This is a genomic window from Ruegeria sp. CDSC085 (assembly GCF_059610465.1).
In genome coordinates, this window is record NZ_JBXWNR010000007.1 from 52,597 (window position 1) to 75,480 (window position 22,884).

Consider the following 22,884-nt stretch of genomic DNA (forward strand, 5'->3'; position numbering starts at 1 on the left):
GTTGGGGTAAACACGCCCCAACCGCAAATCCGCTTGAGGCCAAAGGCCTTGCCCGCTAATCACGACGCTCAAAGGAGCACGCCCCATGTCGATGAACAGTTTTGGCCATCTCTTCCGTGTCACCACCTGGGGTGAAAGCCATGGACCCGCTTTGGGTGCCACCGTCGATGGCTGCCCGCCGGGTGTCACGATCGACGAGGGCATGATCCAGCACTGGCTGGACAAGCGCAAACCGGGGCAGAACAAGTTCACCACCCAGCGGCGCGAACCCGATCAGGTGAAAATCCTGTCCGGCGTGTTCGAAGGGCAAACCACCGGCACGCCTGTGCAGTTGATGATCGAAAACACCGATCAGCGCTCGAAAGACTACGGCGATATCATGGACAAGTTCCGCCCGGGTCATGCTGATATCACCTACTGGCAGAAATACGGCATCCGGGATTATCGCGGCGGCGGGCGCAGCTCGGCCCGTGAAACAGCATCACGTGTTGCAGCAGGTGGACTGGCGCGCGAAGCGATCAAGCAAATCGCGCCCAACGTGCAGATCACCGGATACATGACCCAGATCGGGTCGCATAAGATCGACCGCGCCAACTTCGACTGGTCCCAGATTGAACAGAATCCGTTCTGGACACCGGACGCATCTGCGGCAGAGAACTGGGCCGCCTATCTGGATGATCTGCGCAAGTCCGGCAACTCGGTCGGAGCAGTGGTCGAGGTTGTCGCGCGCGGTATCCCCGCCGGGATCGGAGCGCCAGTTTATGCCAAATTAGACACTGATCTAGCCGCCGCGATGATGTCCATCAACGCTGTAAAGGGCGTCGAGATTGGCGAAGGCATGGCCGCCGCCGAACTGACCGGCGAAGCCAATGCGGATGAAATCTTCATGGGGCAAAACGGCCCGCAATACAGCTCGAACCACGCCGGAGGTATTCTGGGCGGTATCTCGACCGGGCAGGACATCGTCGTCCGCTTCGCAGTGAAGCCCACGTCATCGATCCTCACCACCCGCAAGACGATCACCAAATCCGGCGAAGAAACCGAGATCATCACCAAAGGTCGCCATGACCCCTGCGTCGGTATCCGCGCCGTTCCAGTGGGTGAGGCAATGATGGCCTGCGTGATCCTCGACCACCTTCTGCTGCATCGCGGCCAGATCGGAGAGAACCGTGGACGGATCGGCTGATCTGCGCGCACGTCTGCGTGCTGTGGTCGCACACCGCATGGAAACTGATCCCGCCCATGATCTGGCCCATCTGGATCGTGTTTGGACCAACGCCCAAGCCATCGCGAATGATCAAGCCGATATGTCCGTGCTGCTGGCCGCAAGTTATCTGCACGATCTTGTAAATCTGCCCAAGGACGATCCCAACCGGCATCTTGCCTCGCGCAGGTCCGCGATGGAATCAGAGCCTATTCTTGGGGAAATCGGGTTTAATACGGCTCAGGTCCGCGCTATCCGGCACGCGATCGAAGCCCATAGCTTTTCGGCCAATATCCCCCCTGAAACGATCGAGGCGCGCATTCTGCGCGATGCGGATCGGCTTGACGCTTTGGGCGCCATCGGCATCGCCCGCAACTTTTCCGTTTCCGGTGCTTTGGGGCGCACTCTTTATGACCCGGCAGATCCTTTTGCCCAAAACCGACCTCTGGACGACCTTCATTTCTCGCTCGACCATTGGAAGGTTAAACTGCTGCGGCTGCCGGGTGACATGCTAACCGAAACCGGCCGACTGATTGCCGAGCAACGCACCGCGCGCATGATCCGCTTTCTAGAAGACTTCGCCGAGGAGATCGACTGCTCCTTGCCTCAATCCTGGGTGAATTGCTGAACCCACCCGTTGATCTTTGCCTGTCAAAGGCGCAGGTTCGCGCCGATGACAAAACCCTTAACATCGCATCGACCTCTGCTTGCAGTAACGCTGAAACTTGGCGCCTTGTTCCTGTTCACATCGATGTCCGCGCTGGTCAAAGCACTGTCGGATGAGTTCCCACCGGGCCAATTGGTGTTCTTTCGGTCCTTGTTCGCGATACCTGTTATTATTCTCTGGCTCATTGCGCGTGGGGAATTGTCCAAGGGTTTCGTGGTCAAGAAACCCATGGGCCATTTCTGGCGTGGCGTTCTGGGGACCAGCGCCATGGGTCTTACCTTTACCGGCCTCAGCCTGCTGCCGCTGCCCGAAGTCACTGCAATCGGGTATGCGACGCCGATCTTCACCCTGATTCTGGCCGCCGTGATGCTGGGTGAACGCATTCGGCTTATCCGCATCGGAGCAGTGGTGCTGGGTCTGCTGGGGGTCCTGATCATGACTTGGCCGCGCCTCGGCACAACCGAGATGGAGGTCGCCGCCACCATCGGCGCGTTATGTGTGCTGGGTGCTACCCTTGCCCGTGCTTTCGTTCAGATCCATATCCGGCAATTGGTCAAGGTCGATCACCCTGCGGCCATCGTGTTCTATTTCTCGATGACCGCGACGCTTTTGTCCGCCCTGACAGCATTCTGGGGGTGGTCAATGCCAACGTGGAATCAGGCTCTGATCATGGTCATGATGGGCCTGATCGGCGGCGTCGCGCAGATTTTGGTCACTTCCTCGTATCGGTTTGGCCAGGCCTCGATGCTGGCACCTTATGACTATGCAACCATGCTTTTTGCGATTGTGATCGGCTATGTCTGGTTCGACGAACTGCCAACGCTTGCAATCTTGATCGGGGCCGCACTGGTGATCGCAGGCAATGTTGTTGTCATCTGGCGCGAACACCAGTTGGGGCTGGAGCGTGGCAAGGCCCGGTCGGTTACTGACCCCAAAGCGTGACTTTACCTTTTGTAATCTTCCCCTAGGTTGGGCCGAACAGTCAAAGAGGTTCCCAAATGAGCAACGCGCAGGATCACAAGGAAAAGATGCAGAAGGTGCAGGCCCAGCACCGCAAGAAAGTGTCCGAGGCCGTGGATCCAAGCCGTGGTCTGGTCCTGATCAATACCGGCAAAGGCAAAGGCAAGTCCTCGGCCGCGTTCGGCGTGGTCATTCGCGCCTTGGGCTGGGGCCAGAAGGTCGGTGTGGTGCAGTTCATCAAGGGCAAGTGGAAAACCGGCGAGCGCCGTTTCTTCGAAGAGCGCGATCTGGTGACATGGCATACGATGGGCGAAGGTTTTACCTGGGACACGCAGGATCGTGAGCGTGACATAGCTGCTGGCAATGCAGCCTTCGACAAGGCATGTGCCCTGATGTCCAGTGGCGAATACGATCTGGTTGTACTGGACGAGATCAACATCGCCTTGCGTTACGAATACCTGACGGTCGAACAGGTCATCGAGGGTTTGAACGCGCGCTCGGACAAGACCAGCGTATTCCTGACCGGACGTGATGCACCGCAAGCGCTGCGTGACTATGCCGACCTGGTTACTGAAATGACCGAGGAAAAACATCCGTTCCAGGCCGGTATCAAAGCCCAGCGTGGCGTGGATTTCTGAAGCAGCGTGAGACGGGACTCTGGCGGCGCCCAGCCGCCAGATATGACAGTCGTTCTGCTGCGTTGACCAATCCTATCGTGTCGCAGGTTCCGGAAAACGCTGGCGGGTTCGGTTGGCGAATGCCACAAGCGACAGCATCACCGGCACTTCGACAAGGACACCCACAACCGTCGCCAGTGCCGCGCCGGAATGAAGGCCGAACAAGCTGATTGCAACGGCAACGGCCAGTTCGAAGAAGTTCGATGTCCCGATCATGGCACATGGCGCTGCGATCCGGTGGGGAACCTTCAGCGCATAGGCGGCGCCATAGGCAATGGCAAAAATACCGTAGCTTTGGATCAGAATGGGAACGGCGATCAGAACGATGACCGCAGGTTTCGCCAGAATGGTCTGACCTTGCAGGCCGAACAGGATAACTACAGTTGCAATCAATCCCATGACGGACCACGGTTTCACCCGCGCCGAAAAGGCTTCTATAGCCGTTTTAGAGCCTAGTTTTTGGCGAGTGATCAACCCTGCGATAAGCGGCAGCACCACATAAAGGACTGTGGCCAAAACCAAAGTCTGCCACGGCACTTCGATGTCAGTGACCCCCAGCAAAAAGGCCACGATCGGCGCAAAAGCCACGACCATGATCAGATCATTGACCGAGACCTGAACCAGCGTGTAGGTCGCGTCGCCTTTGGTCAGTTGCGACCACACAAACACCATGGCGGTGCAAGGGGCTGCACCCAGCAGGATCAGACCGGCAGTGTATTGCGCAGCATCTTCGGGCGCGATCCAGGGCGCGAAGACATAGTCAAAAAACAGAACGGCCAGCAGTGCCATGGTGAAAGGTTTTATCAGCCAGTTCACCACCACGGTCACAATCAGACCACGCGGCTGGCGGGCAACCCCGGCGACTGCGCCGAAATCGACGTTGACCATCATCGGGTAAACCATTGCCCAGATCAGCACCGCCACGACCAGGTTGACACTGGCAATCTCGGCTTTTGCCACCAGCTGCACCAGACCCGGCGCGGCCAGTCCGATCAGGACGCCACCGATCATCGCAAGCGCAACCCAGATCGTGAGATACCGTTCAAAAATGCTCATAATAGCGCCTCGGAAGTTTGATCCGTAAGTTTGCCGGACGTCAGAGCAGCGAGGCCAACCATCACGGCCGCCGTGCCCAGCACCAGGGGCAGCCCCCCGACCTGATAGGTCAGGCCAGACAAAACGGTGCCGGCCAACCGCCCTGTCGCATTGGCCATGTAGTAAAAGCCGACATCCATCGTCACACGCTCGGACCGGGTGAAGGCAAGAATCAAATAGGAATGCAGCGATGAGTTGACCCCGAAGATCGCACCGAAGATCAGCAAGCCTGCGATGAGTGTCAGGGTCAGCCAGGTCTCGGGACCATCCGAAATCAACACGGCCAGTGTTAGTGCAGCAGGAACACAGAACAGGATCGCCGCCCAGCTGCGTGCAGCGCGGATCAGATCACCTTCGGTTCGATCTGACGCACGAAGAATCCTTGGCGCGTTGGCTTGCACGGCTCCATAGAGGATGATCCATACCGCCATGAATGTTCCGATCATGAAGAACGCGACCCTATTACCCTCTTCGCTGCCATCTGAAAGAACAGCATAGAAATAGATCGGGATGCCGACCACGAACCAGACATCCCGCGCGCCGAACAAGAAGACACGTGCTGCAGACAACCAGTTCACATTTTCGGATTTTGAAAAAACCTCAGAGAACTTGGTATCCTTGCGCCCCTTCGGCAGGCCCGCAGGCATGAACAGCTTCAATGCGACCAGGATCACCGCCAGAACGGCGGCCATGGCAAGCACTGCCGGTATGAAGCCCAGCGTTGCAAGTATGGCGGCCCCCAACAGGAATCCCAGCCCTTTTACCGCGTTTTTGGAACCTGTCAGAATCGCAACCCATCGAAACAACTCGCCTCCTTCGGATGGAGCCAGCAACTTGACCGCCGATTTCGAAGACATCTTGGCCAGATCCTTGGCCACTCCGCTGGCCCCTTGCACAATCATGACAAATGTGACCGAAGCTGCGACGGTCCAGTTCGGGTCAAGCTGCGTCATGGCGAGCAACGCGACGATCTGCAACCCCAGCCCAGCATAGAGGGTCGAGGTCAGCCCGAACCGTGCGGCGATCCAACCGGCGGACAGGTTGGTGACAATCCCGGCGATTTCATAGAGCACAAACAGATAGGCAAGCTGCACCGGCGAGAAGCCCAGGGTGTGAAAGTGCAACAGCACCAACATCCTGAGCGCCCCGTCGGTCAGCATGAAGGCCCAATAGGCAGCCGTGACCGCGACATAGGCCGACAGTCCTTCGGGCCGATGCGTCACAACTATGCCCCGACCATCAGCGCGACATCCACCAGCCGGTGCGCATAACCCATCTCGTTGTCGTACCACGCGTAGATTTTCACCTGCGTCCCGTTCACAACCATGGTCGATGGTGCATCGACGATCGAAGAGCGTTCGTCATTGGTATAATCGGTGGACACCAGCGGGCGCGTCTCATATCCCAAAATGCCCTTCAGTTCACCCTCGGCTGCGGCTTTGAAGAAGGCGTTGACCTCTTCAACCGTGGTTTCGCGTTCAACCTCGAATACGCAATCGGTCAGCGAGGCGTTCAGCAACGGCACCCGAACCGCATGACCGTTCAAACGACCTTTGAGTTCCGGATAGATCAGAGTGATGGCCGTGGCCGAGCCGGTCGTGGTCGGGATCAAAGAGTTCAGGGCCGAGCGTGCGCGCCTAAGATCCTTGGCAGGCCGGTCCACAATTGTCTGCGTGTTCGTTACGTCGTGAATCGTCGTCATCGATCCATGGCGGATGCCTAGATTCTCGTGAATGACCTTTACGACAGGCGCAAGACAGTTTGTCGTGCACGAGGCCGCCGTCACGATCCTATGCGCCGCGGGGTCGTAGGTTCCGTCATTTACACCCATGACAATATTGGCTGTCGGACCATCCTTGACCGGAGCAGAGACAACAACCTTCTTCACCCCAGCGTCAAAATATGGTGCCAGCTTCGCCTCGGTCTTGAACACGCCGGTGCAGTCGATCACCACGTCAACACCGTCCAGCGGCAACGCGCTCAGGTCATTGGTGCCAATAAAAGGCAGGCGGGTTCCGTTAACCGAGATGCTGTCGGCATCATGGGCAAATTCTGCGTCCCAGCGCCCGTGCACCGTGTCGAATTCCAGCAGATGCGCATGCATCTCGGGATCACCGACGGCATCGTTGATCCAGGCTATCTTTGCGCCTCGTTCAAGCAGAGGTTTCAGGGCCAGTTTTCCCATCCGGCCGAGGCCGTTCAGTGCGTAGGTTGTCATTTCGTTTCCTCGAGTGAAGCGCGCCCGATTTCATCAATGGCGGATTGCAAGGCGATCCGGTCAAGGCTTTCGACCGGCAACGATGTAAAGGCCTGAATCCGTCGCTTCAGTGCGCCATAGGCGTTTTGAAAGGCCAGGCTTTTCTCGGCGTCGGTGCCATCGGCCTTGACCGGATCTTCCATACCCCAGTGGCCACTTATCGGTTGGCTTTCCCATGCCGGACATTCCTCGTTGGCCGCCTGGTTGCAGACGGTGAAGACAAAATCCATGGCAGGCGCGTCCGGTGCCGAAAACTCGGACAGATTCTTTGACCGCAGGATCGAGGTATCGTGCCCTTTGTCGCGTAAAACCTGCACCGCAAAGGGGTTTAGCTCCGAACTTGGTTGTGTCCCGGCTGAATACGCGTTGAACCGATCTCCGCCGATCTCGCGCAGCAGGGATTCGGCAAAAATAGAGCGGGCAGAGTTGCCGACACAAATGAACAGCACATTGAACTTCCGGTCAGTCATAGTCTCACTTCCCTTGGTCGAAGGTAAACAAAGATCAGGTCGGCCGCGGCAGCAGTCCACAATCAGGAAATCGAGCATTTGCTGCACGTTCTTCATTTCAATCGAATAGAGCAGAGACGTCCCGGATCGTTCCTGCTTAACAAGCCCCGACCGTAGCAGCGCATTCAGGTAGTTCGACATGGTGCTGGGTTTGACACCCAGCTCTGTCGCCAGCTCGCCCGCGGGAACCCTGTCAGGAAACCGTCGCATCAACATGCGAAACACGGTGATACGCTGCGAGTGGCCAAGGATGGCAAGTTGATCGATTATCTCTTTTGTCATATTTCATGAAATATGGAATTATTGAAATTCAGTCAATTTTGAATCCGCGACGTTACAATAAATTCACAAACCAAAATTCCAATTCTACAGGTTGGTTACAGGCTGACGGCTCACAGGTTGAGATCGGTCGCCGAGCCAGGCGACACCAAACCGATTACAACCGGGCTTGCAGACGGCAGAGTGACAGTTTAAACGACCTTTCGCATCCGGTCATAACCAGATCCGTATGGCTTAAGGTGCCGCTGTAGCTCAGCTGGTAGAGCACGTCATTCGTAATGATGGGGTCGGGGGTTCGAGTCCCTTCAGCGGCACCAGAAAAAAAACCTGATCAAACAGAGGTCGGCGTTCCAGACGCCCGCTACTCCACTGACAGGCGCGCTAAGCGCGTTTCTCTCCGATCGAGGCGACGCCCAGAACGTCCAGTACTTTCGCCTCGATATGTTCGGCATTCATGCCGGCCACAGAATACATGTCCGCAGGATTCGCTTGATCAATGAAGATATCAGGTAAAACCATCGAGCGGTACTTCAGCCCCAGATCAAATACACCTTCTTCCGCCAGTAATTGCGCGACATGGCTGCCGAATCCACCAACAGCCCCTTCTTCGATGGTAATCAAAGCTTCGTGGCTGGACGCCAGATCCAGGATAAGGTCGCGATCAAGAGGTTTGGCAAAACGAGCGTCGGCAATCGTGGGCGTTATGCCCTTGGCTGAAAGGGATTCCGCCGCCTTCTGGACCCCGGCCAGACGTGTACCAAAGGAAAGCAGAGCCACCCGCGCGCCATTCTGGAGAATGCGGCCCTTGCCGATCTCAAGAATCTCTCCACGTTCGGGCAAATCAACTCCGACGCCTTCACCGCGCGGATAGCGGAAGGCGATGGGGCCTTCGTCATGTGCGGAAGCAGTTGCCACCATATGCATCAGCTCGGCCTCATCAGCGGCAGCCATGACGACCATACCTGGAAGATTGGCCAAATAGGCAATGTCGAACGACCCTGCGTGGGTGGCGCCGTCGGCCCCGACCAATCCTGCCCGGTCGATTGCAAAACGTACGGGCAAGCGCTGAATTGCCACGTCATGTACAACCTGGTCATAGCCCCGCTGCAGGAAGGTCGAATACATAGCGCAAAACGGCTTCATTCCTCCTGCTGCAAGCGCAGCCGAAAACGTCACGCCGTGCTGCTCGGCAATCGCCACATCAAAGCAACGCGACGGATAGCGTTCAGCGAACAGGTTCAGACCGGTACCGTCCGGCATTGCAGCAGTCACTGCGACGATCTTGTCGTCTCGCGCGGCCTCGTCCACCAGCGCCTTGCCAAATACAGATGTATAAGATGGCGCGTTTGAGGGCGCCTTCTTCTGTTCCCCAGTCACCACATCAAACTTTGCCGTGGCATGACCTTTGTCGCGTGCCTGCTCGGCGGGGGCATAGCCCTTGCCTTTTTTCGTCAATACATGGATCAGGATCGGCCCGGTTGCCCGCGATTTCACAGTGCGCAGAACCGGCAGCAGCTGGTCCATATCATGGCCATCTATCGGGCCGAGATAGGAAAACCCAAGCTCTTCAAACAGCGTGCCGCCCACCGCCAAGCCTTTTAGCATCTCCTTGGCGCGCTTGGCGCCTTCTCGGAATGGCTCAGGCAACAATGAGACAGCGCCTTTGGCAGCAGCTTTCAGATCGTGAAACGGTTCTTCGCTATAGATACGCGACAAATAGCTGGACAAGGCACCAACCGGGGGCGCGATGCTCATCTCGTTGTCGTTCAGAATGACAATCAGACGCTTTTTCAGGTGGCCTGCATTGTTCATCGCCTCAAAAGCCATGCCCGCAGACATCGAGCCATCGCCGATCACTGCAATTGCGTCACCCAACCCTTCAGGCGTTACGCCCCCCAGATCCCGTGCGACAGCAAAACCCAGGGCAGCGCTGATCGACGTGCTGGAATGCGCCGCGCCAAATGGATCATAGGGGCTCTCGCTGCGCTTGGTGAAGCCGCTGAGGCCATCCTTCATGCGCAGAGTTCGGATGCGATCACGGCGCTCGGTCAGGATTTTGTGCGGATAGCACTGATGACCCACATCCCAGATGATCTTGTCTCGGGGCGTATCAAACACAGCGTGCAACGCCGTGGTCAACTCAACGACACCCAAGCCAGCCCCCAGATGCCCGCCGGTGACGGAAACAGCCGAGATCGTTTCCGCCCGCAGCTCCTGAGCGACCTGGTGCAGTTGCGCGTCCGAGAACTGCTTGAGATCCGCAGGGCGGCTTACAAGGTCCAGCAGTGGCGTGTTTGGGCGGTCAGACATGTGGCGCGTTCCTGGCTTAGCTGTCCCGGGCAATAACGAAGCGGGCGGCTTCCTTCAAGGTTTCTGCCTTCGGACCATACCCATCCAAAGCTGTACAGGCCTGATCCACCAGCTCACCTGCGCGGGCTTTGGCAGCGGGCAGACCCAAAAGCGAAACAAAAGTGGCTTTCCCTGCCTCGGTATCCTTTTGCAAACGTTTGCCTGCCTTTTTGGCATCGCCCTCAATATCAAGGATGTCATCGGCGATCTGAAAAGCAAGGCCCAGTGCCCGGGCATATTGGCGCAACGGTTCCGGGTCTGAATGGGCCATAGTTGCTCCAACGCAGGCAGACCACTCGATCAGAGCGCCCGTCTTGCCGGCCTGAAGACGCGTAATCTCGCCCAGCGACAGTGGTTCGGCGGCGGTTTCAGCTGCAATGTCCAGCGCCTGTCCCAGCACCATCCCTTGTGCGCCGCTGGCTCTGGCCAGCGTCAGGGCAAGATCTGCACGAATGTCTGCTCCTCCCACCTCTGTATGCGTACACAGCTCGAAAGCAAGCGTGTGAAGGGCATCGCCGGCCAGAACCGCTGTCCCTTCATCCCATTCCACGTGAACAGTGGGACGACCGCGGCGCAGGTCATCGTCATCCATGCAGGGCAGGTCGTCATGCACCAAAGAATAAGCGTGCAGCGCTTCTATAGCCGTTGCAGGCCAGATCGCACGACTCTCTTCGACATCATGAAGTCGGGCACTTTCCAAAGCCAGAAACCCGCGCAATCGTTTGCCGCCTCGGGTGGCATATGCCATGGCCCGGGTCACATCGACGTCTTCAAATGCGCCTAGAACCAGATCAAACTGGCATTGAATGCTGGCTGCATCCTTCGCAAGTCTTTCGGGGAACATTCACAGACCTTCGGCGGGCGTCGTACCAGTTGGCTGACCGTTGGCATCCAGAGTGATCGCTGCGACTTTTTCTTCTGCGCGCTTCAACTCATCCTCGCACCGCTTCTTCAGCGCCGCGCCGCGTTCATAGAGCGCAATTGATTGATCCAGCGCGACGTCACCACGTTCCAGCTGGCCAACTACGGCCTCAAGCTCTTTCATCGCCTGTTCGAATGTCATCTGGTCTACGGAGGTCTCAGTCATCGGGCTGCCTTTATCAATTCTTCCACATGGGCGCGTGTGGCCTCAGCCAGTGCGTTCAGATCATACCCGCCCTCCAGAGTCGAGACGATACGACCGCTACAGACCTCGTCGGCAATTCTGCACAGCTCTGCGGTGATCCAGGCAAAGTCATCGGTAGCCCAGTTCAGATTGGCGAGCGGGTCGTCCTGATGGGCGTCGAACCCGGCGGAAATGATGATCAGTTCCGGCCTAAAAGCCCGCAAGCGCGGAAAGGCCTTTGTTTCATAGGCGGCCCGCATCTCGGATCCGCCACTGCCTGGCGCCAGAGGGATGTTGACAACCGTATCATGAACACCCGTTTCCTCGGGCCGGCCCGATCCGGGCCACAAAGGCATCTGCTGGCTGGTTATCACCAATGCCCGTGCTTCATCCCACAACAGGTCCTGGGTTCCATTTCCATGGTGTACGTCGAAATCGACTACGGCCACACGATTCAAACCGTGATGGTCCAGCGCGTGTTTCGCCGCCAATGCTGCATTTCCAAACAGGCAAAAGCCCATTGCCGTTTCGGTTTCCGCATGGTGCCCCGGCGGGCGAACGGCACAGAACGCATTCGAGGCTTCACCGCTCAATACCAGATCAACCGCCCGTACCGCCGCACCCGCCGCGCGGTAGGCTGCGTCCACCGATCCCGGAGACAGGAACGTATCCCCGTCGATCTGTGCGAACCCATTCGAAGGGCGCGCGGATCGAATGTCTCGAATATAACTCTCTGGATGAATGCGCAGAAGATCGTCATCCGCAGCCAGCGGAGCCGTCACCCGCTCCAGGTCCAGCGCTTCCAATGCATGCAAAATGTGCTCCAGCCGCGCCACACGCTCCGGGTGCCCGTCAGGCGTCACATGGCTCAGACAATCGGCATGGGTCAATAGTGCAGTCGTCATTGGGATCCCATCTTCATCTGGCTCATAATATCCTCGCCGAAGGCCGAAATAGGCCGCGTAGCGGCACCTCAATCCGGCGCAAGCATATACCCTGCACCCCGCACAGTCTGCAAATAGCGTGGCTGCTTGGGGTCCTGTTCGATTTTGCGTCGAAGGCGCGTGATCTGCACATCCACCGCGCGCTCCTGCGCCTGGCCCTTGTCGCGACCCAGATCCTCGACCAGCTTGGCACGGCTGATCGGCTCTCCGGGCTGGGCCGAGAATATCTTCATCAACTGGCTTTCGGTTGCGGTCAGACGGACCGGGTCTTCGCCCTGCCACATCTCACCGCGTTCAATGTCATAGCGGATGGGCCCGAGGTTCAGGATCTTCGCCGTGGTTTCTTCTGCCGGCGTTTCCGGCATCCGGCGCAGGATCGCGTTGATCCGCAACAGCAGTTCTTTCGGCTCGAACGGTTTTGCCAGGTAATCATCCGCCCCGGCCTCAAGGCCCGCGATCCGATGTTCCGTCTCACCCTTTGCGGTCAGCAGCAGGATCGGTGTCGTATGCGTTTCCCGCAAAGCACGGGTCAGACTGACACCATCCTCGCCCGGCATCATCACGTCCATGACGATCATGTCGAAATCCAACCCCGACAATACGCGCCGCGCGTGGGCCGCATCCCGTGCCGCTGTAACCAGAAACCCGTTTCGCATCAGAAACTTCTTGAGCAGATCGCGAATGCGCTCGTCATCGTCGACAATCAGCAGATGGGCATCCATATCGCTCATGAGGTCGTATCCCGAAGTTTCGTATAGGCATGACGCATATCAGCATCCATCATTGCTTCAAGCACTTTGCGAAATCCAGCCACGGCTTCGGGACCGGCATCCTTGTAGGCGGCACGCATTCTGGCCCGCTGGGCATCTGACAGCGTGGTTTCCAGCACCTTCCCCTGTTCTGTCAGAAATAGGTGGCGTTCGCGTTTGTCCACTGTCCCCACGCGGCTTTCCACCAAACCATCCTCGATCAAGGTTCGCAAAACCCTGTTTAGAGACTGCTTTGTCACGCCAAGGATGGCCAACAAGTTGTTGACCGTCGTGCCCGGCGCGCGGTTGATGAAGTGGATTGCCCGGTGGTGGGCGCGGCCATAGGCCAGTTCCGCGAGGATACGATCGGGATCAGCGGTAAAGCCGCGATAGGCGAAGAACATGGCCTCGATCCCCTGCCGCAATTGCTCATCGGTCAAAAACAACAGGCTCTCGCCCCCATAACGCGGGGTCGGGCGGATGTCGGACATATCATGCCTCATTCGTTACTCCGGGGTCGAGTTTATGTCAGCGTTATTGACATTCCAAGAGGAGAGCGGTATCGAATCGCAGTTTTTGCGCAATATTGTGTCCGTATCGGACTTAATTGACGCAATAATCGAAAACCCAACCCGGTTCAGGAGGTTTCGCATGGCGGGGTATGATGATCGTGATGGCACCATTTGGATGGATGGCAAACTGGTGCCCTGGCGTGAGGCCAACGTGCACATTCTGACCCACGCAATGCACTATGCGTCATCGGTATTCGAAGGCGAGCGCGCATACAACGGTAAGATCTTCAAAAGCCGCGACCATTCCCGGCGTCTGATCGCCTCGGCCGAGGCGCTGGATATGCCAATGCCTTATTCGGTTGATGAAATCGAAGCCGCCAAGGAAGAAGCGCTGAAGGCCAGCGGTTTGCAGGACGCGTATGTGCGGGCGCTGGTCTGGCGCGGCTCGGGTGAGGATATGGGCGTCGCGTCGGCCCGCAACCCTGTTCGCATGGCGGTCGCGGTCTGGCCCTGGGGTGCCTATTACGGCGATGCCAAGATGCAGGGTGCCAAGCTGGACATTGCCGAATGGAAACGCCCCAGCCCGGAAACCATCCCGGTTCACGCCAAGGCAGCAGGTCTCTACATGATCTGCACCATTTCCAAGCACAAGGCCGAAGCCAAAGGATGCTCGGACGCTTTGTTCATGGACTGGCGCGGATACGTGGCCGAGGCCACCGGTGCGAACGTGTTTTTCGTCAAGGATGGCGAGGTGCATACCCCGCTGGCAGACTGCTTCCTGAACGGCATCACCCGCCAGACGGTGATTCAGATGCTGAAAGACAACGGCATTACCGTGCATGAACGCCGCATCAAGCCCGAAGAAATGGCTGACTTCGAACAGTGCTGGCTTACCGGCACCGCGGCCGAGGTAACGCCTGTCGGGCAGATCGGCGCATACACATTCGAGGTCGGCGACCTGACCCGCCAAATCGCCGAAGACTACGAGAAACTGGTCCGCTCGTAAGCTTTTGCGCTCTGCTTTGTCGGGGTGTGTTTGTTACCAAACGTGCAATTTATTGCGCAAACCGTTCAGTCGTCTGGACGGATTGCACAGATTGCGTATCTTCAGCACATGTTGGACCTTCTCAGCGATATTCTCACCCGCCTTTCCCTGCGTGGCACATTTTATTTCCGCACGTCGTTCACGCCGCCCTTCGGAATTCAGGTGCCGGGGTTCGAAAACGTGGCCCGATTTCATTTTGTGCAGCGTGGCGAACTCAAGGTACATGTCTCGACCACGGGGGAAACCCTGCGGTTAAGGCAGGGGGACTTGATCCTGATACCCCACGGGGCGCCGCACGCGTTGCTCTGTGCCGAGATAAAGCCGTTGAATGCACTGCCTCTGGAGCAGGTGCTGGAGCGTGCGGGCTACAAGGGCGAGGGCGTGCTGGTCTATGGCGGTGATGACGAGGAACGGGATACGCAGCTGATCTGCGGTCATTTCTCTTTTACCGGCCCGGCCGGCCGAAACGGCACCGGGCATATGCTGATCGACCGCCTGCCGCCCTATATCCTGATCGAGAATTATGGCGAAGAGGCCGGATCGTGGATGGAATCCACCCTGCGCATGATTGGCTCTGAGGTTTCAGGCGCAAGAATCGGTGGCGACCTGATCGCGCTGAAACTGTCCGAGGTCCTGTTTGCACAGGCGATCCGGGCCTATCTGGAACGTCAGAGCCCGCAGGATTCTGCGTTGGCAGGATTTGCTGATCTGCGTATCTCGCGGGCGTTGACCGCGTTCCACCAGGCCCCGGCCAATGACTGGAGCGTTGCGTCATTGGCACGTGTGGCGGGTATGTCGCGCACTGCCTTTGCTCAGCTTTTTGCTGAAAAGATGGGTACAACGCCGATGCAGTACCTCACAGATTGGCGGATGCAGATCGCGTGCCATGGTCTGACCGAGGCACGATGGAATGTGGCAGATGCAGCCGCAGAGGTTGGGTATGCCTCTGAGGCAGCTTTCTCACGTGTGTTCAAGAAACAGGTTGGGCTATCGCCGGCTGCGTACCGGGCGTTGCATTGATCCACCAAGTATTCTGAACGATCTGCGTGGTATCAGAGACGATCAGGAATTCAGCGTTCAACTTCGGCGTCCTACCTTCCTTTTATCATTAATTGAGAAAAGGAAGATCTCATGTCCCTGCGTTTCGTTACCCGCTCTGTCCATGCTTACCTCGACTACCCTGTTGCCATTGCCCTCATGACGTTGCCGTTCCTGCTGGGGTTGGGTCAGTCCAACCCACTGGCCCTGTGGCTTTCCGTTGTCACCGGTGCCGCTGCGTTTGTTCTGACGGTTCTGACCGATCATCATCTTGGGATTTGGCGGGTCTTTCCCTACAAGTTTCATCTGGCCGTAGACTTGATCGTCGGCATCACCTTCCTGTTTGCTCCCAGCGTTCTGGGCTTCTCAGGGCTGGATGCGGTGTTCTACTGGCTGAATGGTGCGGCTGTCGTGCTCGTCATCTCACTCAGCGCACCCGAGCCGGAAGTCGTCGCATAAAACCGTTGCCTGCGGGTGTCCCGGTTTAACAGTAACGCCTCAAACTCTGAGCCGCCGGGGTCTCTAACCGGCGGTCCTCTCTTGAAAGCAACCAGGGTCAGGTTGCATTGATTCTCGGTGCGCTGCGTGATTCACCGCTCTCAAAACCGAGCGGTGACCTGAGCGACCTTTGTTGGCTAACCGACGAGCAGATGGCGAAGCGAGCGCCCTTCTTCCCGAAGTCGCACGGCAAGCCTCGGGGTGATGACAATCGGGTGTTGAGTTGGATTATCTTCATCAATCGCAATGGTTTGCGCTGGCGAGATGGCTCTGGCGAATACGGGCCTCACAAAACGCCGGTCAAGTACGACAAGCGCAGATACAAATCGCATCGAGATTATGTTTGGCAGGCTCAGAGATTGGGGGCGCGTGGCGACACGCCATGGTCGTTGTCCCAAAGTCTTCATCTCAGCAATCGCACTCGCGGCAACCGTCATCTGCTGGTTATGAATACTGACCTCAGGCATTTGCCGAACGAAAACTGAGCCCGCAAGTGGTTTCCTCGCGTCATTGTGGCTGATTGTTTTTCTAGCCGCGCTGTTTTGATGTCTTTACACCCCGGAAGATGGATTCGCCCCGTCACGCTGATTAAGAATTTAACCCGGCTTGAGCCTGAGCCAAGAAAAATTCCGACCGGCCCGAGCCCCGATGCGCCAACAAAGGCGGATGTGAAACTGCATTCGATTGGCACTGGGCGTTCAGGTCAGAATGGAGCAAGTTCGGGCTGAAACAACTCTTGGATAGTGGCGAAATCCAGCGTGCATTCCCGGCTTGCTGGCAGCTCTGGCAGGCGTAAGATGGCAGCGATGAAAAATTCAGGAACCACGATGTCAAACAGCCTGTTTTCCCTTCCCGATCCCGTAACCATCCCTGTCGTTGGCGAGACGGCCGGTTATCCTGTCGGACGCATTTTCTGCGTCGGGCGAAACTATGCCGCGCATGCAGCAGAGATGGGAAATGAAGTGGATCGCGATGCGCCGTTCTATTTCACCAAATCCGCGCCAAACGCGATCCTGTCCGGCGCAACGGTTCCGTACCCGGCGGGGACGACGAATTACCATCACGAAATGGAGCTGGCGCTGGCCATCGGAAAGGCGGTTTTTAGCGCCTCGAGTGCGCAGGCGTGGGATGCGGTTTATGCCTATGGCTGTGCGCTCGATATGACCCGCCGTGATCTGCAATTCCGCGAGCGGGACAAACAGCGGCCTTGGGACCTAGGTAAAGATGTCGAAAACGGGGCAGTCTTCGCGCCGCTGACCCCTGCGGCGGCCTGGTCACCGGACGATGACAAAAACATCCGCTTGAGTGTGAACGGCGAACTGCGCCAGGACGCTACTCTGAAAGAGCTCATCTGGAAGATCGATGAAATTGTCAGCCATCTGTCCGGTTTCTACCATTTGCGCCCCGGCGACCTGATCCTTACAGGTACACCCGCCGGCGTAGGCCCGGTTGTGGCCGGGGACATGATAGCCGGAGAGATTGATGGGCTGGAACCGATCAAACTGACCCTGACTGACGCGGAATAGGCCCTATTTAGGGTCTTTCAGCCAGCCCCTTGCAAACTTGACCTGTTCAACGCCTGCCAGTCGGCGTATCCGATCCAGCTCGGCGTTCAGGCGTCGGCTGCGGGCGTCAGACCAACGCACCCCGCGTTCGGGCCAGAGTGCCTTGACATGCAGCAGGTCGCGATCGCGATGCGCCTTCATGTCGATCCGGCCGATCAATCGATCACCTTCAAGCAAGGGGAAGACGTAATACCCATATGTCCGCCTGGCTTCGGGCACGAAAACTTCGATGCGATAGTGAAACCCAAACAGCCGCTCGGCCCGGTTTCGGTCCCGAAGCATCGGATCAAACGGGCTGAGCACTCGAATCCGTCCGGGCGGTTGCGGCAAGTCGGTTGCCCGATCCATCAAATTCGGGCGGGCAAAGGTTTTGCGCAGGCGTCCATCGGCGCAAGAGATTTCGATCTCTTCGATATTTCCTTGAGCCAACGCAGTGGCACACCAGTTTTTGGTCTCTGCAGCGCTGACCGTATCCCAGAATGCGGCGAGCTCTCCGGACGTTGCAAACCCCAACCGGTCCAGTGCCGCGTTGCACAGCCAATCCACGGTCGATTTTGCATCACACGGCATGTTACCGGGGCACAACCGGGTTTCAATCACGCGCTCGGTCAGGTCATAGCGTTTCTTGAACCCATCGCGGCCCACAACGGCCAGGGCCCCGGAACGCCACAGAAACTCCAAAGCGGTTTTTGAAGGATGCCAATCCCACCAACCGCCCGAGCCTTTCTTTTCATCCTTGCCAACGTCTGACGAACACACTGGCCCGTGGTCGCGGATGTGTTGCAAGACCGTCTCGAACTGCTGTTCGAACCCATCCCGCCGCCAGTTCTTCCAACGGGCCTTCAAAAGATCCGCATCTCGCTGAAAGCGCAGATGCCAGTGCGGATAGAACGACATCGGGATCACGGCAGCATCATGTGTCCAGTGTTCGAACAGCGCTTTTTCCCTTTCATAGAGCCTTTTCAGGTTGGCGCTGCGATACGCAGGCCGTCGGGAAAACAGGATCATATCATGGGCGCGGGCAACCGTGTTGATGCTGTCGAGCTGTACGAACCCCAGCCGCTGGATGAGGTCCAGAAGCTCGGCGCCCTTGGCCGCCCCCGAGGGTTGTTCGGCCAATGCGTGACGATCCATGAAAATAGCCCGGGCCGTCCGGTTGTCGAGCCGTTTCAGGGGGGCGCTCATCGCCGTTTCAGAGTATCGCCATAGCTGATCTTGGGGGTCAGGGTGACCCGTGTCTCGATTTCAGAATCCGGATCCTTCAGGCGTTCAGAGATGATCTGTGCGGCCTGACGGCCTATATCCAGACGGCAGGCATCCATCGTCGCCAATTTGCGCGGCAGACCCTGCAAAAGCTCGACGTTGTTGAACCCGGCCAGACCGATCTGCCCCGGAATATCTACGCCCTGTTCCAGCAGGTACAACAGACCACCAGCGCCGATCATGTCGTTGGAATAATACAGGAAATCCAGTTCCGGCGAGCGTTCAAGCATGGCCTGCGTCATCTCGCGCCCTTTGGCCAGGGCAGAGCCGCCAGAATAGAACTCGCGATCTTCGATCTCGATCCCGTGTTTGCCCAGCACTTCGGTAAAACCTTCAAAGCGCTTCCGGGCGCGGTGATCCAAGGGCATCTTGGTGCCCATGAAGCCAATATGCTGATACCCGGCCTTCAGGATCGCCTGCGCCATTTCACGTCCGGCCCGGCGGTGTGAAATGCCGACCATCGCGTCAACAGGTTTGCCATCGGTATCCATGATCTCGACCACGGGAATACCTGCTGAATCCAGCATGGCGCGGGCCGCGTCAGTGTGTTCAAGCCCTGCAATGATCACGCCCGAGGGTCGCCACGAAAGCATCTCGTACAGCACCTTTTCCTCTTTCTCGGGCAGATAATCCGTCACGCCAACCACAGGCTGCAACTCGGTATCTTCGAGCACCCGATTGATGCCGGTCATCACCTCGGGGAACACCATGTTCGAAAGCGAAGGGATGATCACCGCGACAAGGTTGACCCGGCTGGATGCCAGCGCGCCCGCGATCTTGTTGGGGACGTATCCCAGATCTTTGGCGGCGGCCAGAACGCGGGTGCGGGTGGCGTCGGACACATCCCCCCTGTTACGCAGAACCCGGCTCACCGTCATCTCTGAGACACCGGAAGCCTCGGACACATCACGAAGGGTAAGCGGGCGTTTGGTTTCACTGTTCACGGGAGGCACCTGCGTTGTTGTTTTGCCCGATGGTAGCGTGAACACGTCGGTGTGTACAACAATTGTGCAAAGGCGATGACAACCCGGAAAATCCCGGTTACAGAAGGCAAAACGCGGCCCCGTGGCTCAACTGGATAGAGCAGCCCCCTCCTAAGGGGCAGGTTGCAGGTTCGAATCCTGCCGGGGTCGCCAAAACTGCCTGAAAAATATGGCTTATTTTCAGCCCGTTGTGCAGAAGCGTGCAGAAACGCCCGTTTCGTTTTCCGCCGAATTCTCCGAAAACGACCGAAAACTCGTACAAAACCTGTACAAAATTCGCACGTCCGTGCGGCTTTTGAGGCCATCCAATGAGCTGGCGCGTGGCGAATGCTTGCGCCGAACGGAAGTTCGGGAGTGCGACGCGCAAGCAGATCATCATGTTCTTGGCGGACAAGGCCTCTGACGATGGGTCGGGCATCTGGTGCTCTAAGGGGACGATCCAACGGCACACCGAGCTGGGCGAGACGACCGTCAAGCGGACGATCCGGGACTTCCTGAAGGAAGGCATTTTGGTCGAGACCGGCGCGCGCGGGTGCAAAAACGGATTCACCGTCGTGTACCGGATCGATCTCGCCCGGATCGAGGCGCTGGAACTCACCGCCGAACCCGACATCGAGACGGGGGCCACAGTGGACCCCGTCCAGACTGGACCCGGAACGGGGGCCACAGTGGCCGGGGTACCGGGGCCACCACGGCCCCCAAACCATCCTAAAACCATCCATAAACCACATACGCGCGAGCTTGGGGCGGCGGCGGATAAAGAAGCTGAGAAGATATTGGCCGCTTATCCGCCCGACCGGTTGCGCGGAAAGACTGACTGCCTCGGTCGGATCATGGACATCCTGAACGCTGGGACAGAGGTCGAGGACCTGCTGCAGGCCGTGAAGGCCTACGCGAGCGAGAGCGCTGGTTTCACTCGCTCGAAGGTCTGTTTCTCTGACAACTGGTTCAAGTCCGGGAGGTGGCGCACCTACGTTGAGGAGGTCGCCAAGAACCGCGAAGAGACGAAGGACAAGGAGGCCGAGATGCTTGTGGGCTTGGCTGGCTGGGTCACTGACCGCCATCCGCTTTGCCGCCACATCACCCCCGGCCAGATCGATGCGCTCTTGGCCGCAGGGCTGGTGACACGAGACCAAATCCAGGCGGCGGGCCTCAGATCATGAGCACCAATGATCCCACTGAAGCGCAAACAGCAAGGCGACCCATGTCATACGGCTGCGCCGATGACACGGGACCTTGCGAGGGGCGGCACGCCTCCCCTTCGAACCCCACCGGCGCGGGCAAAGCCCCCGCCAAAGAGCCGCTGACCGAGACCTTCGTCTTCCGCTGCACCGCGTCGGAGAAGGCCCAGCTCCGCGCCAAGGCCGAGGCCGCTGGACTACCCGCCTCGACGCTTCTGCGAGAGGCGCTTGGCCTGACCGAGGCGCGCCGCCGCAAGCCTGTGCCCCGCGTCGATCCGGCGCTCGTGCTGGCCGTCGGGCGCATCGGCGGCAACCTCAATCAAATCGCTCGCTGGCTGAACCATGCCATGAAGGTTGGCCGCACCGACCTCGACACGCTCAGCATTGCGCGCCGCCTTGTGGTGATCGAACGCCAGCTTGCAGCGCTGCTCGATGAGGCGCGGCGGTGCTGATCAAGTTCTTCCCCAACGGCAAAGGCGCGGGCGCGGGGCCGGTGGGCTACCTCGTGGCGGAACGCGTGCTGGCCTATGACGGCAATCGCGACCTGATCCGCGATGCCAATGGCCAGCCAGTGACCGTCACCCGCGACCCTCTGCCTGAGGTGTTGCGCGGTAATCCAGACCGCACCGAGGCCCTTATCGACTCTAGCCGCCACCAGTGGACCTACCGTGCAGGCGTGATCAGCTTTGCCGACAGCGACGATCCGACCGAGGACCAGCAGGCCGAAGTCATGGACCAGTTCGAGCGGCTGGCCTTCGCGGGGCTGGACCCTGAGCAATATGAGGTGCTCTGGGTCCGCCATCGCCACGAAGGCCGGGTCGAGCTTCACTTCTGCACGCCGCGCCTGGAGCTGACCACGGGCAAGAGCCTCAACATCGCGCCGCCGGGCTACCAGGACGCCTATGACAGTCTGCGCGACGTGATGAACCAACGCCACGGTTGGGCCGATCCAATGGACGTGGAGCGCGTCCAAGAGGTCCGCGACACCATCGAGACTCCAACCCGCGCCCAAGGCCGCGACGAGCTGCACGCCTGGATACAGGACCAGATCGATTTGGGCCTGATTACAGACCGCACGACGATGGTCGACGCGCTGACCGAGGCAGGCTTCGACCTGCCACGCACCGGCAAGGCCTACATCACCGCCCGTGATCCCGAGACCGGAGAGCGTTGGCGGCTGAAAGGAGAGATTTTCCATGAAGACTGGCAAGCCGACCCGGCTGAGCGAGAAGCTGAACGCGGAGCTCGACACGATCAGAGCCGAACACGTCGCCTCGATCTCATCCCAGCTCAAGAGCTTCAGGATCGATTTGAAGAACATTGTGGGCGCCGCGCAGCATACCATCGCGAGCGATACGCGCCGCTTTCAGACCGAAACAGCGAGCTTGTTCGAGACGCGGCTGAGCTCGATCCGCCTTTGGCTGACGATCTCACCCTGGCTGATCGCAGGGATGGTGCTGACGGGGATCGCCTCGATGATGGCCGCGAGCTTCTTCTGGACGGTGCATCTGAAACGCTCGGAGTTGACGGAAATGGGCCTGACACGGATCGAACGGCCCGAAGGGACCTGGCTGATCCTGGACCCGACGAAGACACGCCTGCGCACCTGCACGATAAGCGGGCGACAAGTGACCTGCATTCGGATCGAGGAGGATTAGATGACCCAACTGACAGCCTTGGAACGCGACTTGCTCGCCTGCGTCGAGCGGTTGGTGACGGCCTCAGAGGCCTCCGCGAGGGATTTGACCGCCTTGGAGACACGCTCGACCGGCAGGATCGAGAAGGAGCTGGCTGGCTTGAAAGACTGCGTGACCTTGCTCATTCGTTCACAGGCCGCATCCATGAAGGCCTTGAGCGGATTGCTGAACGACGAGGCGAGCTACAAGACGCTGGACGAGACCTTGCAGCAGAGCTTGACCTTAGCGAAGGCCGCCGCCGAGAGATTGAGGGACAGCTAGACAGCCAAGAGGCGCATGCGGAAAGGGGGTTGCGGCATTGAGGGCG

General features: G+C 58.4%; 23 protein-coding genes, 2 tRNA genes and 1 pseudogene. 14 read left to right on the forward strand and 12 right to left on the reverse strand.

What is annotated here, in order from left to right:
• The first annotated feature begins 85 nt into the window (after positions 1-85).
• Genes aroC through cobO form a run of 4 tightly spaced genes read left to right on the forward strand, consistent with a single transcriptional unit; the run spans position 86 to position 3,469 of the window.
• Positions 86-1,186 carry a chorismate synthase gene (aroC, locus tag AC2FJB_RS11925; protein ID WP_496719062.1) on the forward strand — a complete coding sequence of 367 codons (1,101 nt, stop codon included), beginning with the start codon at positions 86-88 and terminating at the stop codon, positions 1,184-1,186.
• Entirely contained in the window at positions 1,170-1,832 is a 663-nt protein-coding gene (locus AC2FJB_RS11930) for an HD domain-containing protein (RefSeq protein ID WP_496719061.1), read from the forward strand. Before aroC ends, AC2FJB_RS11930 begins: the two co-directional genes overlap by 17 nt.
• Positions 1,833-1,877: 45 nt before the next feature.
• Positions 1,878-2,813 (forward strand): DMT family transporter, encoded by a 936-nt coding sequence (locus tag AC2FJB_RS11935; RefSeq protein ID WP_117871448.1) that lies wholly within the window; start codon positions 1,878-1,880, stop codon positions 2,811-2,813.
• A gap of 56 nt (positions 2,814-2,869) precedes the next feature.
• Positions 2,870-3,469 (forward strand): cob(I)yrinic acid a,c-diamide adenosyltransferase, encoded by a 600-nt coding sequence (gene cobO, locus AC2FJB_RS11940; protein ID WP_496719060.1) that lies wholly within the window; start codon positions 2,870-2,872, stop codon positions 3,467-3,469.
• Positions 3,470-3,541: 72 nt separating this feature from the next.
• Here the strand turns inward: cobO and arsB are convergent, their stop codons facing one another.
• Genes arsB through AC2FJB_RS11960 form a run of 4 tightly spaced genes read right to left on the reverse strand, consistent with a single transcriptional unit; the run spans position 3,542 to position 7,651 of the window.
• Complete coding sequence (arsB, locus tag AC2FJB_RS11945; RefSeq protein ID WP_496719059.1) at positions 3,542-4,564, reverse strand: ACR3 family arsenite efflux transporter; 1,023 nt, start codon at positions 4,562-4,564, stop codon at positions 3,542-3,544.
• The gene (arsJ, locus tag AC2FJB_RS11950; protein ID WP_496719058.1) at positions 4,561-5,826 is read right to left on the reverse strand and encodes an organoarsenical effux MFS transporter ArsJ; all 1,266 of its coding nucleotides are present in this window, start codon (positions 5,824-5,826) and stop codon (positions 4,561-4,563) included. Before arsJ ends, arsB begins: the two co-directional genes overlap by 4 nt.
• A 2-nt stretch (positions 5,827-5,828) precedes the next feature.
• Positions 5,829-6,821: an ArsJ-associated glyceraldehyde-3-phosphate dehydrogenase gene (locus AC2FJB_RS11955; protein WP_496719057.1), complete on the reverse strand. Its 993-nt coding sequence runs from the start codon at positions 6,819-6,821 to the stop codon at positions 5,829-5,831.
• Positions 6,818-7,651 (reverse strand): arsenate reductase/protein-tyrosine-phosphatase family protein, encoded by an 834-nt coding sequence (locus AC2FJB_RS11960; protein ID WP_496719056.1) that lies wholly within the window; start codon positions 7,649-7,651, stop codon positions 6,818-6,820. Before AC2FJB_RS11960 ends, AC2FJB_RS11955 begins: the two co-directional genes overlap by 4 nt.
• Positions 7,652-7,889: 238 nt before the next feature.
• Here AC2FJB_RS11960 and AC2FJB_RS11965 point away from each other — a divergent pair.
• Positions 7,890-7,965 (forward strand) — tRNA-Thr (locus tag AC2FJB_RS11965).
• A 64-nt stretch (positions 7,966-8,029) separates the two neighbouring features.
• On the opposite strand, the gene dxs is transcribed toward AC2FJB_RS11965, so the two are convergent.
• The 6 genes from dxs to AC2FJB_RS11995 form a co-directional block, all read right to left on the reverse strand.
• On the reverse strand, positions 8,030-9,958 hold the full coding sequence (gene dxs, locus AC2FJB_RS11970) for a 1-deoxy-D-xylulose-5-phosphate synthase (protein WP_496719055.1): 1,929 nt from the start codon (positions 9,956-9,958) through the stop codon (positions 8,030-8,032).
• Between the two features lie 16 nt (positions 9,959-9,974).
• A complete protein-coding gene (locus tag AC2FJB_RS11975) occupies positions 9,975-10,841 on the reverse strand; it encodes a polyprenyl synthetase family protein (RefSeq protein WP_496719054.1) in 867 nt (288 codons plus the stop codon).
• On the reverse strand, positions 10,842-11,084 hold the full coding sequence (locus AC2FJB_RS11980) for an exodeoxyribonuclease VII small subunit (protein WP_117871432.1): 243 nt from the start codon (positions 11,082-11,084) through the stop codon (positions 10,842-10,844).
• Positions 11,081-12,007 (reverse strand): histone deacetylase family protein, encoded by a 927-nt coding sequence (locus AC2FJB_RS11985; protein ID WP_496719053.1) that lies wholly within the window; start codon positions 12,005-12,007, stop codon positions 11,081-11,083. The genes AC2FJB_RS11980 and AC2FJB_RS11985 overlap by 4 nt, the downstream gene beginning before the upstream one ends.
• 68 nt (positions 12,008-12,075) lie before the next feature.
• Positions 12,076-12,777, reverse strand: coding sequence for a response regulator (locus AC2FJB_RS11990; RefSeq protein WP_152459691.1), 702 nt, complete (start codon positions 12,775-12,777; stop codon positions 12,076-12,078).
• A complete protein-coding gene (locus AC2FJB_RS11995) occupies positions 12,774-13,286 on the reverse strand; it encodes a MarR family winged helix-turn-helix transcriptional regulator (protein WP_299899934.1) in 513 nt (170 codons plus the stop codon). Before AC2FJB_RS11995 ends, AC2FJB_RS11990 begins: the two co-directional genes overlap by 4 nt.
• A 160-nt stretch (positions 13,287-13,446) precedes the next feature.
• Here AC2FJB_RS11995 and AC2FJB_RS12000 point away from each other — a divergent pair, with 160 nt between their 5' ends.
• From AC2FJB_RS12000 to AC2FJB_RS12020, 5 genes and pseudogenes are all read left to right on the forward strand, one after another.
• Positions 13,447-14,313: a branched-chain amino acid aminotransferase gene (locus AC2FJB_RS12000; protein WP_117871424.1), complete on the forward strand. Its 867-nt coding sequence runs from the start codon at positions 13,447-13,449 to the stop codon at positions 14,311-14,313.
• Positions 14,314-14,421: 108 nt separating this feature from the next.
• A complete protein-coding gene (locus AC2FJB_RS12005) occupies positions 14,422-15,372 on the forward strand; it encodes an AraC family transcriptional regulator (RefSeq protein WP_496719052.1) in 951 nt (316 codons plus the stop codon).
• A 111-nt stretch (positions 15,373-15,483) separates the two neighbouring features.
• Entirely contained in the window at positions 15,484-15,849 is a 366-nt protein-coding gene (locus AC2FJB_RS12010) for an SPW repeat domain-containing protein (RefSeq protein ID WP_496719051.1), read from the forward strand.
• A gap of 158 nt (positions 15,850-16,007) precedes the next feature.
• Positions 16,008-16,338: pseudogene (locus tag AC2FJB_RS12015) on the forward strand (transposase).
• Between the two features lie 377 nt (positions 16,339-16,715).
• Positions 16,716-17,414: a fumarylacetoacetate hydrolase family protein gene (locus AC2FJB_RS12020; protein ID WP_496719050.1), complete on the forward strand. Its 699-nt coding sequence runs from the start codon at positions 16,716-16,718 to the stop codon at positions 17,412-17,414.
• 3 nt (positions 17,415-17,417) lie between these two features.
• Here the strand turns inward: AC2FJB_RS12020 and AC2FJB_RS12025 are convergent, their stop codons facing one another.
• Both AC2FJB_RS12025 and AC2FJB_RS12030 read right to left on the reverse strand, forming a co-directional pair.
• On the reverse strand, positions 17,418-18,638 hold the full coding sequence (locus AC2FJB_RS12025; protein ID WP_496719049.1) for a winged helix-turn-helix domain-containing protein: 1,221 nt from the start codon (positions 18,636-18,638) through the stop codon (positions 17,418-17,420).
• Complete coding sequence (locus AC2FJB_RS12030; protein WP_496719048.1) at positions 18,635-19,660, reverse strand: LacI family DNA-binding transcriptional regulator; 1,026 nt, start codon at positions 19,658-19,660, stop codon at positions 18,635-18,637. The genes AC2FJB_RS12025 and AC2FJB_RS12030 overlap by 4 nt, the downstream gene beginning before the upstream one ends.
• A gap of 115 nt (positions 19,661-19,775) precedes the next feature.
• On the opposite strand from AC2FJB_RS12030, the gene AC2FJB_RS12035 reads away from it, so the two are divergent.
• The 4 genes from AC2FJB_RS12035 to AC2FJB_RS12050 all read left to right on the forward strand — a co-directional run bounded on the left by AC2FJB_RS12035 (position 19,776) and on the right by AC2FJB_RS12050 (position 22,879).
• Positions 19,776-19,852, forward strand: a tRNA-Arg gene (locus tag AC2FJB_RS12035).
• A gap of 167 nt (positions 19,853-20,019) precedes the next feature.
• Positions 20,020-20,862, forward strand: a complete 843-nt coding sequence (locus AC2FJB_RS12040) for a hypothetical protein (RefSeq protein WP_496818384.1) — start codon at positions 20,020-20,022, stop codon at positions 20,860-20,862.
• Positions 20,859-21,332: a plasmid mobilization protein gene (locus AC2FJB_RS12045; RefSeq protein ID WP_496719046.1), complete on the forward strand. Its 474-nt coding sequence runs from the start codon at positions 20,859-20,861 to the stop codon at positions 21,330-21,332. Before AC2FJB_RS12040 ends, AC2FJB_RS12045 begins: the two co-directional genes overlap by 4 nt.
• On the forward strand, positions 21,326-22,879 hold the full coding sequence (locus AC2FJB_RS12050) for a relaxase/mobilization nuclease domain-containing protein (RefSeq protein ID WP_496719045.1): 1,554 nt from the start codon (positions 21,326-21,328) through the stop codon (positions 22,877-22,879). Before AC2FJB_RS12045 ends, AC2FJB_RS12050 begins: the two co-directional genes overlap by 7 nt.
• Positions 22,880-22,884 lie beyond the last annotated feature (5 nt).